This is a genomic window from Nocardia sp. NPDC060259, from assembly GCF_042728775.1.
In the GTDB taxonomy this organism is placed as follows: domain Bacteria; phylum Actinomycetota; class Actinomycetes; order Mycobacteriales; family Mycobacteriaceae; genus Nocardia.
In genome coordinates, this window is record NZ_JBHXAY010000027.1 from 57,501 (window position 1) to 70,840 (window position 13,340).

The window sequence follows — 13,340 nt, forward strand, 5'->3', positions numbered from 1 at the left end:
CGCAGCAGCAATGACCTGGTGCAATCAACAAACCGTACGCAGTAACTGTTTCTTCTGGATGAAGGGCTGCGATGACGCAGATCTCTCATGTTCGCCGGGGCACCGGCTCGCCGCTCGTGCTCGTGCACGGACTCGGCAGCCGCTGGCAGATCTTCGCGCCGGTCATCGACCTGCTGGCCGAACAGCACGAGGTGATCGCCGTCGACCTCCCCGGATTCGGCGCCTCACCACCGCTGCCCGGCATCCGGCCCGGACCACGCGGATACGCGAGCTGGCTCGCGCAATGGCTGCGCGACAACGAGATTCGACGTCCCCACGTCGTCGGGAGCTCGATGGGCGGCGGTGTCGGCATCGAACTGGGCCGCGCCGGCGTCGCCTCCGCCGTCACCGCGTTCTCGCCCGTCGGCTTCTACGGCAAGCCGGGCCTGCGTTGGGTCCAGGGCTCGCTGACCGCGATGCGGGCCGCGGCGCGGTCGGCGGGTCCGGGGCTCGACCGCGCGGTCGGGCATCGTCTCGGCCGGGCCGCGCTGCTGTCGGTCATGTTCGGTCGCCCGACGCGCGTCGACCCCGACGCCGCACGCGGCGCGCTGGCAGGCCTGGCGGGCGCGACCTCGTTCACCGCCGCGCGCGACGACTTCGCCACCTACCTCCTCGATCCCGACGACGACCCTGGGGCACTGCGCGATATCCCGGTGACGATCGCCTGGGGTACCCGCGACGTGGTGCTCATCCATCGCACCCAGAGCGCTCGCGCGCGGGAAGTCCTGCCGTTCGCACGGCACCTGGATCTACCCGGCTGCGGGCACCTGCCGTTCAGCGACGACCCGCAGCTGTGCACTCGGACCATCCTCGACAACCGGAGGGCCTCATGACACCGTCGATCGCGGTCATCGGAAGCGGTTTCGGCGGGCTCGCCGCTGTCATCGCGCTGAAGAAGCGGGGCTTCGACGACATCGTCGTGTTCGAGAAGGCCGCCGACGTCGGCGGCGTCTGGCGGGAGAACACCTATCCCGGGGCCGCCTGCGATGTGCCCTCGCCGTTCTACTCGTACTCGTTCGAACCGAATCCGCGCTGGCCGCACCGGTTCTCGCGGCAGCCGGCGATTCTGGACTACATCCGCAACGTCACCGACAAATACGATGTGCGCCGCCACATCCGCTTCGGCACCGAGGTCACCGCCGCGGAGTACGACGACGCGACCGGCATGTGGACCGTGCGGTTGAGCACCGGGGACACCGTGGTCGTCGATGTCGTGGTGTCGGCGGTCGGCCAGCTCTCGCGACCCGCGCTGCCCGCCATCGAGGGCCGGGACTCCTTCGCGGGGGACAGTTTCCACTCCGCCGAGTGGAATCACGACCTCGACCTGACCGGCAAACGGGTCGCGGTGATCGGCACCGGCGCGAGCGCGATCCAGTTCGTTCCCGAGATTCAGCCCAAGGTCGCGAAACTGACCGTCTTCCAGCGCAGCGCGCCCTACATCATCCCGCGCCCCGACCGCGAGTTCTCGCCGTTGCACCATCGGGTGTTCGAGAAACTGCCGGTGACAGCGCTCGCCGAACGTGGCACCTGGTACGGCGTGACCGAGGGCCTCAGCTTCGCCTGGGTCTACTCCACCATGGCTGCCGCCGTGGTCAAGTCGTGGTCCAAGGCGCACATGCGCAGACAGACCAAGGCCAAGCCCGGCTTGTTCGAGCAGGTGTGGCCCGACTATCCGATCGGTTGTAAGCGGATCCTGTTCTCCGACAGTTATCTGCCTGCCCTGACCGAGCCGAATGTCGAGGTGACCAGCGAGAAGATCACCGGGATCACCCCGGAGGGGGTGCGCACCTCCGACGGACGCGAACACGACGTCGACGTCATCATCTGGGGTACCGGGTTCAAGTCGACCGAGTTCCTGGCGCCGATGACGATCACCGGCGCGGAAGGTCTCCCGCTGGCGCAGGAGTGGAAAACCGGGGCGCACGCCTACTACGGCATGACGGTGCCGAGGTTCCCGAACCTGTTCATCATGTACGGACCCAACACCAATACCGGTGGCGGCTCGATCATCTACTTCCTCGAGGCGCAGGCCGCGTACCTCGGCGACTACGTCGCCCATCTCGCTGCGACCGGGAAACCGCTGACGGTGCGTCCGGAGGTGGAACAGGCCTACGACGCGCAGATCCAGGCACGGCTGTCGGGCAGCGTGTGGAGCCAGTGCACGTCCTGGTATCGGCAGGCCGACGGCCGGATCACCACCAACTGGCCACTGCTCGGATTCCAATACAAGAAGCAGGCGCGGTTCGACCCCGCCGACTACGAGGTGATCTCTGCATGACTGCGTACGACTACGACGTGATTGTCGTCGGCTCCGGATTCGGCGGCAGCGTGACCGCGCTGCGCCTGACCGAAAAAGGTTACCGGGTGGGTGTTCTCGAATCCGGCAGGCGCTGGAACGCCGAGGACTACCCCAAGACCAACTGGAACATTCCCAAGGCCATCTGGGCGCCGCGCCTCGGGCTGACCGGGCCGCAGCGGATCAGCGTGCTCGGCAAGTGCCTGGTGTTCAGCGGTTCCGGTGTCGGCGGTGGTTCGCTGATCTACGGCAACACGCTCTACGAGCCGCTGCCCGAGTTCTACCGCGACCGCGCGTGGGCGCACATCACCGACTGGAAGAGCGAGCTGGCGCCCTACTACGACCAGGCCAAGCGGATGCTCGGCGTCGTCGAGAACCCGCGGCTCGGCCCGAAAGACGAAGTGCTGCTGGACGTCGCGCGCGGACTGAACGTCGCCGACACCTTCCACCGCACCCAGGTCGGGGTCTTCTTCAACGAGGGCAAAGAGGGCACCGAGGTCGAGGACCCCTATTTCGGTGGCGCCGGACCGCGCCGCGCGGGCTGCATCCACTGCTCGGATTGTTTCACCGGCTGCAAGCACAACGCGAAGAACACGACGACGGTCAACTACCTGCATCTCGCGGAAAGCCGTGGCGCGCAGGTGCATCCGCTGACCACGGTCACCTCGGTGGCGCCCGACGGCACCGGCGGGTACCGGGTCGAGACCGTCGCGTCCAACGGCTGGTTGCGTAAGGAGCGGCGCACGTTCACCGCGCAGCAGGTGGTCTTCGCCGCGGCCGCGCTCGGCACCCAGAAGCTGTTGCACAAGCTGCGCGCCGACGGCACCCTGCCGCAGCTGTCGCCGCGCGTCGGCGAGCTGACCCGCAGCAATTCCGAGGCGATCATCGGCGTCACCAGCAAGTCCCGCAAGGACTTCGCCCAGGGCGTGGCGATCACCTCCTCCATCCACCCCGAACCGCACACCCACGTGGAGGTGTGCACCTACGGGTCGGGGCAGAACGCGCTGTTCCTGCAGACGGTGCCGATGGTCGACGGCGGGGCGTTCCGGTTCCTGCGGCTGCTGCTGACGATCCTGCTGCATCCGGTGCAGTTCCTGCGCTCGCAGAACGCGCACGGCGCCTCGGACCGGTCGGTGATCCTGCTCGTCATGCAGTCACTGGACAACTCGCTCACCTCGTATCTGAAGGGGCGCAGGCTGGTCACCAAACAGGGCAGTGGGGAACCGAATCCGGCGTGGATTCCGCTGGCGCACGACATCGCCCGCAAGTACGCCTCCGAGATCGACGGCATCAGCGGCAATGTCGCCACCGACATCTTCAACATCCCCGCGACCGCCCACTACATCGGCGGCTGCACGATCGGCGACTCCCACGAGACCGGGGTGATCGATCCCTACCAGCGGGTCTACGGCTACCCGGGTTTGCACGTCGCCGACGGCAGCGCCATCACCGCGAACCTCGGCGTGAACCCGTCGCTCACCATCACCGCGCAGGCCGAACGGGCGATGGCGTTCTGGCCCAACAAGGGCGAGGAGGATCCGCGACCCGACCTCGGTGCTGCCTACCGGCGGATCAGCCCGGTCGCCCCTGCCCAGCCCGCGGTGCCCGCGACCGCGCCCGGCGCGCTGCGCCTGCCCGCCTGACCTGTCCGAAAGAGGAATCCATGACCGCCACTGCTCAGCTCACCCTCCTCGAACCCGCCTGTAACCGGGACGCGGCGCTGGCGCTGTTCGACAGCCTCCCGCCCGTGTCGGCGACCGAGCTCACCGGCCGCTGGCACGGGCGCGAACTGGCCACCGGCCACCCTCTCGACGGGCTGCTCGCGGCGTCGGGCTGGTACGGCAAACAGTTCGACGGCCTCGACAGCGTCCATCCGCTGCTGTTCTGTGACCCCGCGGGTGAGATCTTCGCCGTCGACCCGAAAAAGGTGCCACTCGGAATCGCCGACAAGGTGCCGCACACGCTCGTCGAGCGTGTGCGTGGCCTGCTCGGGGTGCTCGGGCCCGCGCTGCGCACGCGCAGGTACCGGGCGCGGTTGCGCGGGGTCGAGCACCGTGGGGTCGTGACGGCGGCGATGGTCTACGACCATCTGCCGATCGTCGACGTCTTCCGCCGGATCGACGACGACACCGTGCTCGGTTTGATGGACTTCCGTGACATGCCGGAGCCGTACTTCTTCGTCCTGGCCCGCGACTGACGGTCAGGGGTGGTGCTCGGCCACGATCGGGGGTACTCATGAGATATGGAACGGCTGGTCGAAAGGACGGCAGGCCATGGCTACACACCACGATCCGCATGTACACAAGTTCCCCGATACCGAGCGCACGTTCCGTTCCCACGCGGGTGAGTCCATCCAGGACTCGCTCAACTGGCCCGGACTGTTCCTCATCGGTGTCGGCATCGTCTTTCTCGCCGCGACGCTGACCGCCGCGGGATCCGGCTTCGTCGGGTGGGCAGTGATCGCAGGCCTGATCTGTGGCGTGTGCTTGCTGTCGGGAGTGATGATCGTGCTCGCGGAGCATCGCCGGATCAAGCTCGGTGAGGGACTGCACCTGAGTGACCCGGGCGGCCACTGAGGTGACCGGCTGGTCCTCGCCCGGGCAGCACCGTCTGCCCGGGCGATAGTCGTGGGTCAGGTCCGGCGGGATTCGAGCGCGTCCAGGATCAGGTCGAGGCCGTAGGCGAATTCGGTGGTGTGGTCGTAGCCCGGTCGCAGGGCGTGGTCGACGATCATTTCGGCGAGATAGGGCAGTTCGCCGGTGGGCAGGGTGTCGAGGATGCCGCCCGCGAGTTCTTCGACGTCGTCGGGTGTGGTGATCGGCAAAGCTGTCTCCTGGAGGACGTAGCCGCCGACGTAGCTGTCGATGAGTGAGATGGCGTGGGCCGCCATCGGCAGCGAGAACCCGGCCGTGCGCAGGACGCCGAGGACGGCGTCGTGGTGGCGCAGCGTCGCCGGGCCGGGGTTGCGGCGCGAGTCCATCAGGCCGAGCGCCCAGGTGTGCTGGGACAGGACTGTGCGCGCGGAGGCGGCGCGGACGCGGATCGCGTCGCGCCAGTCGGTGCCGTCGGGGCCGGGTAGGTCGATTGCCGAGAACACGGCGTCGATCACGCCGTCGAGAATCGCGTCCTTGTTCGGGACGTGGTGGTACAGCGACATGGCCTCGACACCCAGCTCCTGGGCCACCCGTCGCATCGTGATCGCTTCGACGCCGCCGCGATCGGCTACCCGGATGGCGGCGTCGAGCACGCGCGTTCGGCTCAGGGGTGGTCGGGCGGTCATCGGCGGCTCCATGGTGCTGGCAACACAGTGTTGACAAGCTTACATGCGTAAGGCAGCCTTACGAGTGTAAGAAGCGCTGGTTGTCACAGTGAGGAGAGCCCGATGCCGATGCCACGGTGGTGGGGCCACATCAACAAGCGGGTGTTCAATCCGCGTGCCGTGAAGGGCGGGAAGTGGCCGGTCCTGACCCATGTCGGGCGGTCGTCCGGAACGATGTATCAGACGCCGCTGGACGCCTACCCCGTCGACGGTGGTTACGTGTTCGTGCTGGTGTACGGGTCGGGCTCGGACTGGGTGCGCAACGTCCTCGCCGCCGGAGGTGCCCGGCTGCTGATCGACGGGCACGAGGTGGAACTCGCCGCACCCGTCGTCATCGGGGAAACCGAGGCGTTCCAGGCACTCGCCGACGATGTGGCGCGCCCACCCAAGCTGCTGCGCATCACCGAGTTCCTGCGGATGGACCTCGTCGAGCCCTGATCCGAAACCGATTGGACCACTGTCCATCTTTGGCGCAGTGTTGACGATCATGAGCGAACATCCCGCCCAGCGGCGCACTCTCACGGTGCTCGTGGCCGCCCAGATATTCAGTGGAGCGGGCCTGGCCGCCGGCATCACCGTCGGCGCGCTGCTGGCACAGGACATGCTCGGGTCGACCGGACTGGCCGGGTTGCCCAGTGCGATGTTCACCGTCGGGTCTGCGGCAGCCGCGGTCGCGGTCGGGCGGATCTCGCAGCGCGCCGGACGCCGAGCCGGGCTGACCTTCGGCTATCTGATCGGTGCGCTCGGCAGTTTCGGGGTTGTCGTCGCGGCGGTCACCGGGAGCATCGCGGTGCTGTTCGCGTCGTTGCTGGTCTACGGTGCGGGCACGGCGACAAGCTTGCAAGCCCGCTACGCCGGCGCCGACCTCGCCACCCCGGCGCACCGGGCGCGCGCGATCAGCACGGTTCTCGTCGCGACCACGGTCGGCGCGGTCGTCGGTCCGAATCTGCTGCACCCGATGGCAGATCTGGCCACGGCGTGGGGAATTCCGCCGCTGTCAGGGCCTTTCGTGTTGTCGGGTGCGGCGTATCTGGTCGCCGGGATCGTGCTGTGGGTGCTGTTGCGGCCGGACCCGCTCGTGCTCGCCCGCCGCATCGCCGTGTCGGAAGAACCCGCCGAGTCGGCTGGGACGCTCCCCGCGAAGACATGGTCGGGGCCGATCGTGGCCGGGGCGACGGTGATGGTGGTGACCCAGCTGGTCATGGCGGCGGTGATGACGATGACGCCGATCCACATGCAGCAGCACGGTCACGGTGTCGGTGCCGCGGGCTTCGTCATCGCGGTGCACGTCGCCGGGATGTATCTGCCGTCGCTGCTGTCGGGCCTGCTCGTCGACCGGTTCGGCGCCGGGCTGGTCGCCGTGGCCGCGGCAGCCACCTTGGTCGCGGCGGGGCTGGCCGCGGCGCTGGCCCCGCCGAGTTCGGTGATCGCGCTGGCCGCCGCGCTCGGCCTGCTCGGCCTCGGCTGGAATCTGGGCCTCGTCGCGGGCACCACGATGATCGCCGACGCCACCCCGGTCGCGACCCGCGCCCGCACCCAGGGCACCGTCGACGTCGGCATCGCCATCGCGGGGGCGGGCGGCGGCCTGGGATCCGGGCTGATCGTCGCGGCTGCCGACTTCCCCGGCCTGGCCTACCTCGGCGCGGCGATCGCGCTGCTCATCGTCCCGGCGTTGGCGTGGAGTACCCGCCGCTCGCGGGTGCGGGACGAGGTTCGCCCCGTCGACGCTCAGATCGACGGCTGACTGACCAGCGATGGGACCGGGAGCCGTGCGATGATCTGCCGCATGAAAGGTCAAGCGAACACCCCGCGGTTGCTCGGCTTGCTCGGTGGCGTCGCTGTCCTGCTGCTGATCACCAACTGGAGCCCGATGCGTGCCGTCGCCTACGGCATCATCTGGTCCGTTGCCGCCGTGGTCCTCGTCGTCCGGGACCGGCGCCGTTCCACCGAGCCGGTAGCTCCCGAACTCAGGTCATAGACGGGAGCTCGGTGTCCGCGAAACGCCTGGACTCGGTGCGGGGCCGACCCTAGGATCGGCGGATCATGTTCGGGCAGTGGGGGGATTGTCGTGTCGACCGTACTCAGGGGCTCGAGCTGGGTCGTGTCCTTCGTACCGCTGCTCTCGATCGGTTTCCTGACATGGGCGCTGTTCACGGTCCTGGCGGTGCGGGCCCGGTCGTGGCCGGTGGCGGGCGCCGCACTCGGGTATCTGGGGTTGTTGGCCCTGGCGCTGTGGACGTCCCGGACACACGAGACTGTGTTCGACATCAGCTTGTTCCTGCTGATGGTCGGTGGCACCGCACACGCGGTGCTGGTGCGGCACTTGTGGTTTCGCCGGGTCCGGCGGCGGCCGGCGTCGATCGAGGTGGTGGAGGCCGAGGCCGGGGAGGTCGACTACGCCGTGGTGTCGGCGGGCGGTGTCGCGCCGGAACCTGTTGTCGCCGAACATGTCACGGTCGAGGAACCGGTGCGGCGGCTGCTCGACGAGATCGATGAACTCGTCGAGCAGAGCCTGCGCGACGGCGAGCCGCAGGTCGGGTACGACTACGACGATCCGACCTATCCGGACTGTCCGAACCCGCACTGCGACGAGCCCTGGCACGGGCTGGCGATCACCACGCGCATGGAGCGGATGCGCACCTACGGCGAGGTGGATGTCGACTACGACTATCGCGACGACGCCAGTCCCGTGCTGTGTCCGGGATCGGCGTTCGAGGGGGAGTGGGAGCAGCCGTCCCACGAGATGACGGCCGACCTGTGGGAATCGGAACGCGCTGTCCCGCCACCGGTTCCGGAGCCCGACCCCATGGTGGCGGTGCGCGCTCGCGCCGACACGCTGTGGATGGCCATCGCCCGCCCCGCGGTGCTGATCGCGGTGGTGAGCTGGCTGCTCGCGATGGTGTCGATGTTCCTGGCTCCCGCGCAGTGGCGCTGGCTCACCGTCGTCGTCGGTGTCCTGGCGCCGCTGTGGGCAGGCTGGCTGTACGGGCGCGAGAAGCGCCTGTTTCCGGACGGGTATGCGCGGAAAAGGCTGCGGGCGCGACGATCCGCCCTGGCGGCGGTCGTACTGATGGTGTGGGCCGGGTGGCTGCCGATGCGATGGGCGTCGGAACCACCGCTCGACCCAGCCGACGGCTACTTCGCCCTGGTCATCGCGTGCGCGGTGGCCTGCCTCGGGCATGCCGTCGTGCAGATCGGCCGGGTCCGCCCGGTAGCCGGTGCATCGCTGGACGACATGGCCGAGACCGATCCGAAGGCGCACGGGGAGAACCTGGTGGTCCTCGGCTTCGGCTGGATGTTGCTCGGGCTGCCGATCACGTTGCTGTTCGGCTGGATCCTGGGCTATTTGGCGTATCAGCCCGGCGCGATGTGGGCCGCGGTGGCGGTGAACGCGGTGCTCGTGCTGGCGTTGTTCATCGAATCGGGCGCGGTGAAGATCATCACGAAAACCCGTGACGACGGCGATCTTCCGATAATCGTGTTCCTTACGATCGGTGTCGGCGCACTGCTGGTCTGGTCGTTGCTGCGGATCGGGGCGACGCAGTTCCAGCCGTGAGCCGCGCCTGTGCGGGAGGATGGGCTGGTGCTGATCCGCATCGTGGGAACCGGGTTGCCCGGCTCATCCTGCCAACCCGCCGGCGCCCCGGCATACACGAACATCCATGTCGGCGTGCAACGCAGGAACCGGCCGGAGGAACTGCTCGATCTACAGCGCGGTGACGCGGACTCGGTCACCTGGACACTGGAGTGCTCGGTCGACGGCGCCGATGTGCGCGGACCCTATGTGCAGGGTGGCCCCGGTGCCCGGTTCGTCTACCTCAGCTGGGGCACCGTCGACGACGCCGGAACATTCGCGATGTTCCGCCGGGCGAAGCTGATGCTCGCCGACGTGCCCACCGAGGTCATGGCCGCGGCGACGGTGTCCGGTGTCCTCGAAGCCAGGCTCGGCCTGACCGACGCCACCGGAAACCCGGTGTGCGCGAGGGTGAAACCACGGGCCATCCGGTGGACCGCGGCATCTCAGGCGGGAACAGCTTCGCGGTCGGCACCGTCGAACGGGGGATAGCTGTCACCGCCGGTCTGCTCGGCCGCCGCGATATAGGCGGCCAACGCGTCGCGGGACCGCGCGAGCCGCTCGATCTGGTCGGTGAGGCGCTGCATCCGTGACCGCATGGCCGCCAGGAGCTCGGGGCAGCCGGGCAGCTCGGGGACTTCGCCTTGGGCGCAGGGCAGCAGGTAGGCGATGTCTTCCGAGGACAGGCCCGCACCGAGCAGGTGCCGGATCTGGGTCACCCGCAGCACGGAATGCTCGGGGTAGTCGCGATAGCCGTTGGCGCTGCGGTCGGCCTCGAGTAGTCCCTGGGCCTCGTAATAGCGCAGCTGATGGGCGTTGACGCCCGTCCGATGACTCAGTTCCCCGATTCGCATCGAATCCCTCACTTGACCTTCACACCGGTATCAACGTTGACGATGCTCCCATGAACAACACCACCGACACACCTGTGACCGTCATCGGGCTCGGCCTGATGGGCCAGGCACTGGCCGGCGCCTACCTCGCCGCCGGGCATCCCACCACCGTCTGGAACCGCACCGGCGCCAAGGCCGAGGACCTGGTGTCCCGAGGTGCGCGACTGGCGCCGACGATCGGTGCCGCGCTCGCAGCGAGTCCGCTGACCATCGTCTGCGTCACCGACTACACAGCAGTGCGCGAACTGCTCGGCACCAGCGATGTCCCCCTCGACGGAACGACCGTTGTCAACCTGACCTCGGGCGATTCGGCGCAGGCCAGGGAAGCCGCGCGGTGGGCCGAGCAGCGCGGCGTCCGCTACCTCGACGGCGCCATCATGGCGATCCCGTCGACGATCGGAACCGCCGAGGCCGTGATCCTGCACAGCGGGCCGCAAGCGGACTTCGACGCACACCGGCCGACACTCGAAGCGCTCGGTGGCGTCAGCTATCTGGGCGCCGACCACGGGCTCGCGTCCCTGTACGACGTGGCGGGCCTGGCCATGATGTGGAGCGTGCTCAACGCCTGGCTGCAGGGCACCGCGATGCTGCGGACCGCCGGTGTCGACGCCGCGACCTATGCGCCGTTCGCGCAGCTGATCGCCACCGGCGTCGCCGAGTGGCTGCCCGGCTATGCCGAGCAGATCGACCGCGGGGAGTTTCCCGCCGAGGTGTCGGCGCTGGCGACCGATGCGCGGGCGATGGCACACCTGGTCGAGGAAAGCGAGGCACTCGGTGTCAACGCCGAGCTGCCGAGGCTGATCAAGGCGATGGCCGACCGGTCGATCTCCGCCGGACACGGCGGCGAGCAGTATCCGGTGCTCATCGAGGAATTCTCCAAGCCATACGACAGCTGACCGTGGCCGGTGTGCCGCCCACAGCGACTGGGCGGCACACCGATTCGCGGGTCACGCCGTCGCGGCGCCGTGGTAGAAGAAGTCGCCGAGGCCGATGGTGAACACGAGACAGCCGTAGAGCGCGTGCTCGACCGAGACGGTCAGCAGGGAACGGGTGCGGCGGTAGCGTTCGGCGAACAGCACTCCGGCGGCCGCGCTCAGCGCCACCGACAACCAGCTGCCGAACATCAGATGCACGAACCCGAACGCGGCCGCACTGGCCGCGACCATCCGGACACCGTCACCGAACACCGGCGCATAGCGGTGGAACAGAAAGGCGCGGAACAACAATTCCTGCGGATACACGCTGACCAGCGGATAGAACACCATCACCAGCAGCCAGAGCAGCGGGCGTTCCCGCGGCAGATCGAACAGGGAATCCGGGCGCAGCACCGCGACCGCGACACCGAGCACGAGCGCGGCCACCGCCCACAACCCGAGCATGCCGGGCAACGCGCCGCGCAGCGCATCGGCCCGCCAGAAATCACGACGGTCGAACCCGGTCCGGCACAGATACACCACCGCACACCCGGCCACGACCAACAGGAACGGCAGCGGGCGGACACCGCGCAGAAACACCGCGTACGCGCCGGCGACCCCGAAGAACAATCCGGCGAATTCGACTGTGAGCCAAGTCTTCCGGCTACCGAGGCCGGTATCGACGGTCATGCCCCCAAGACTAGCCGCGGCGCCGGGATCGCGCCTGCGACGAGTCAGGCGAGGGTGGCCAGCAGCGCGGGTAGCGCCGTGCCGATGGGCTCGCGGATCACCTCGTCGGCGAGTGCGTCGTAGGGCGTCGGCTCGGCATTGACGATGATCAGCCGCGCCCTGTGCTCGGCGGCGATGCCTGCCAGCGACGCGGCGGGCTGAACCTGCAAGCTCGTGCCGACGGCGATGAACACCGTGCATGCCTGCGCGATCGTCATCGCCTGTCCGAGGACCTCCGGATCCAGCGCTTGACCGAACATGACCGTCGCGGTCTTGAGGATGCCGCCGCAGCGCAGGCACGCCGGATCGTCCTCGCCCGCCGCGATCCGCTCCAGCGCTGCCTCGGTGGTTGTGCGGTCCTCGCACGCCGTGCAGACCACCGCGCGGGCATTGCCGTGCAGTTCCAGGACCTTGCGGTCGGGCAGACCGGCGAGCTGGTGCAGCCCGTCGACGTTCTGGGTGATCACCCGCACCGCCACCCCGGCGTCGGCCAAGGCGGTGACGGCCAGATGCGCGGCATTGGGCCGGGCGCGCCAGGCCGGATGTTCGCCGCGCATGAGCCAGGAGCGGCGGCGGATGTCGGGGTCACGCATGTAGTAGTCGTAGGTGACCAGTTTCTCGGCGTCGGGATCGCGCTGCCACAAGCCGTTCGGCCCGCGATAGTCGGGGATGCCGCTGTCGGTGGAGACACCGGCGCCGGACAGGATCGCCACGAGGGGTCGGCCGTTCATGAGTTCAGCGTAGGCCAGCTGGGGGCTGCCCAATCTGGCTATTGCACGCTAAAGTCTGCCTAGAGGACGCACACAGCGGAAGGTGGCAGACGATGACGGCGACAGCGGTCAAACAGCAGGTGCTCGAACTCGGTGGGGCGTTCATGCTCTCGCGCGAGGTCAGGGACTTCGGGAACACGGTCGGGGTGCCCGGATTCCACGGCACCTACACGCGCGGGCGCGGCGGCGTCCTCGGTGACGTCGACGCCGATGTGGTCTCGGCGGCCTTCGGCTTCTTCGAACCCGGATGCGTCCGTGCCGCATGGGAATCGGTGCCGATGCCCGCCGCCGACGCGGCCGCGGCCTACCTGGCCGCCTGTCACGACTTCGGGCGCCGCAAGCTCGCCGACTTCGACGAGGCCGACGCCGGTCGCCTCGCCGAACTGCTGGGCCGCGTCGTCGACGCAGCGCCCTCGGCGGGGCTGCCGTTGTTCGCCGGCTGGCGCGCGATGCCGCTGCCCGGCGACGGCAGGGCAGCGCTCGTGCAGGTGAGCCACGTCCTGCGGGAACTGCGCGGCGGTCTGCATTTCATCGCCGTGACCGCCAACGGGCTGACCCCGCTGCAGGCGATCCTGATCGCGGGCTCACCGATGTCGGACGGCCCGACCCACGCGCGCCTGCTCGGCTGGTCCGAACCGTTCGAGGAGGTCACCGACGGGATGCGGGCGCGCTGGGACGCCGCCGAGGCGCTGACCGACGAGCTCATCGCCCCCTGTTTCGAGGTCCTCGACACCGGCGAGCGCGACGAGCTGGCGATGCTGCTGACCGCGGCACACCGGGTGATGCTGGTGCGCTGACTCAGGAAC

16 protein-coding genes are annotated in these 13,340 nt (G+C 68.7%); 12 read left to right on the forward strand and 4 right to left on the reverse strand.

The window, feature by feature from the left end; translation table 11 throughout:
- The first annotated feature begins 71 nt into the window (after window positions 1-71).
- The 5 genes from ACFWF2_RS13670 to ACFWF2_RS13690 all read left to right on the forward strand — a co-directional run bounded on the left by ACFWF2_RS13670 (window position 72) and on the right by ACFWF2_RS13690 (window position 4,911).
- Window positions 72-872 carry an alpha/beta fold hydrolase gene (locus ACFWF2_RS13670; RefSeq protein WP_379307783.1) on the forward strand — a complete coding sequence of 267 codons (801 nt, stop codon included), beginning with the start codon at window positions 72-74 and terminating at the stop codon, window positions 870-872.
- Window positions 869-2,317: a flavin-containing monooxygenase gene (locus ACFWF2_RS13675; protein WP_379307784.1), complete on the forward strand. Its 1,449-nt coding sequence runs from the start codon at window positions 869-871 to the stop codon at window positions 2,315-2,317. The genes ACFWF2_RS13670 and ACFWF2_RS13675 overlap by 4 nt, the downstream gene beginning before the upstream one ends.
- Window positions 2,314-3,978, forward strand: a complete 1,665-nt coding sequence (locus ACFWF2_RS13680) for a GMC oxidoreductase (RefSeq protein ID WP_379307785.1) — start codon at window positions 2,314-2,316, stop codon at window positions 3,976-3,978. The genes ACFWF2_RS13675 and ACFWF2_RS13680 overlap by 4 nt, the downstream gene beginning before the upstream one ends.
- Window positions 3,979-3,998: 20 nt before the next feature.
- Complete coding sequence (locus tag ACFWF2_RS13685) at window positions 3,999-4,532, forward strand: DUF4334 domain-containing protein (RefSeq protein WP_379307786.1); 534 nt, start codon at window positions 3,999-4,001, stop codon at window positions 4,530-4,532.
- 76 nt (window positions 4,533-4,608) lie between these two features.
- Entirely contained in the window at window positions 4,609-4,911 is a 303-nt protein-coding gene (locus tag ACFWF2_RS13690; protein ID WP_189028937.1) for a hypothetical protein, read from the forward strand.
- A 56-nt stretch (window positions 4,912-4,967) separates the two neighbouring features.
- Here ACFWF2_RS13690 and ACFWF2_RS13695 read toward each other — a convergent pair whose 3' ends face one another.
- Entirely contained in the window at window positions 4,968-5,615 is a 648-nt protein-coding gene (locus ACFWF2_RS13695; protein WP_379307787.1) for a TetR/AcrR family transcriptional regulator, read from the reverse strand.
- Between the two features lie 102 nt (window positions 5,616-5,717).
- On the opposite strand from ACFWF2_RS13695, the gene ACFWF2_RS13700 reads away from it, so the two are divergent.
- The 5 genes from ACFWF2_RS13700 to ACFWF2_RS13720 all read left to right on the forward strand — a co-directional run bounded on the left by ACFWF2_RS13700 (window position 5,718) and on the right by ACFWF2_RS13720 (window position 9,720).
- A complete protein-coding gene (locus ACFWF2_RS13700) occupies window positions 5,718-6,092 on the forward strand; it encodes a nitroreductase family deazaflavin-dependent oxidoreductase (RefSeq protein ID WP_379307788.1) in 375 nt (124 codons plus the stop codon).
- A gap of 49 nt (window positions 6,093-6,141) precedes the next feature.
- On the forward strand, window positions 6,142-7,398 hold the full coding sequence (locus ACFWF2_RS13705; protein WP_379307789.1) for an MFS transporter: 1,257 nt from the start codon (window positions 6,142-6,144) through the stop codon (window positions 7,396-7,398).
- 42 nt (window positions 7,399-7,440) lie between these two features.
- Window positions 7,441-7,632 carry a hypothetical protein gene (locus ACFWF2_RS13710; protein WP_379307790.1) on the forward strand — a complete coding sequence of 64 codons (192 nt, stop codon included), beginning with the start codon at window positions 7,441-7,443 and terminating at the stop codon, window positions 7,630-7,632.
- Window positions 7,633-7,722: 90 nt separating this feature from the next.
- Window positions 7,723-9,210 (forward strand): hypothetical protein, encoded by a 1,488-nt coding sequence (locus ACFWF2_RS13715; protein WP_379307791.1) that lies wholly within the window; start codon window positions 7,723-7,725, stop codon window positions 9,208-9,210.
- A gap of 42 nt (window positions 9,211-9,252) precedes the next feature.
- Entirely contained in the window at window positions 9,253-9,720 is a 468-nt protein-coding gene (locus ACFWF2_RS13720) for a DUF5990 family protein (protein ID WP_379307797.1), read from the forward strand.
- On the opposite strand, the gene ACFWF2_RS13725 is transcribed toward ACFWF2_RS13720, so the two are convergent.
- On the reverse strand, window positions 9,675-10,082 hold the full coding sequence (locus ACFWF2_RS13725) for a MerR family transcriptional regulator (RefSeq protein ID WP_379307792.1): 408 nt from the start codon (window positions 10,080-10,082) through the stop codon (window positions 9,675-9,677). The two genes, ACFWF2_RS13720 and ACFWF2_RS13725, sit on opposite strands and share 46 nt — an antisense overlap.
- Before the next feature lie 50 nt (window positions 10,083-10,132).
- On the opposite strand from ACFWF2_RS13725, the gene ACFWF2_RS13730 reads away from it, so the two are divergent.
- Window positions 10,133-11,017, forward strand: coding sequence for an NAD(P)-dependent oxidoreductase (locus tag ACFWF2_RS13730; RefSeq protein ID WP_379307793.1), 885 nt, complete (start codon window positions 10,133-10,135; stop codon window positions 11,015-11,017).
- Window positions 11,018-11,068: 51 nt separating this feature from the next.
- Here the strand turns inward: ACFWF2_RS13730 and ACFWF2_RS13735 are convergent, their stop codons facing one another.
- Complete coding sequence (locus tag ACFWF2_RS13735; RefSeq protein WP_379307794.1) at window positions 11,069-11,725, reverse strand: type II CAAX prenyl endopeptidase Rce1 family protein; 657 nt, start codon at window positions 11,723-11,725, stop codon at window positions 11,069-11,071.
- Window positions 11,726-11,769: 44 nt separating this feature from the next.
- Window positions 11,770-12,495: an NAD-dependent deacetylase gene (locus ACFWF2_RS13740; RefSeq protein WP_379307795.1), complete on the reverse strand. Its 726-nt coding sequence runs from the start codon at window positions 12,493-12,495 to the stop codon at window positions 11,770-11,772.
- Between the two features lie 92 nt (window positions 12,496-12,587).
- On the opposite strand from ACFWF2_RS13740, the gene ACFWF2_RS13745 reads away from it, so the two are divergent.
- Entirely contained in the window at window positions 12,588-13,331 is a 744-nt protein-coding gene (locus ACFWF2_RS13745) for a hypothetical protein (RefSeq protein ID WP_379307796.1), read from the forward strand.
- Window positions 13,332-13,340 lie beyond the last annotated feature (9 nt).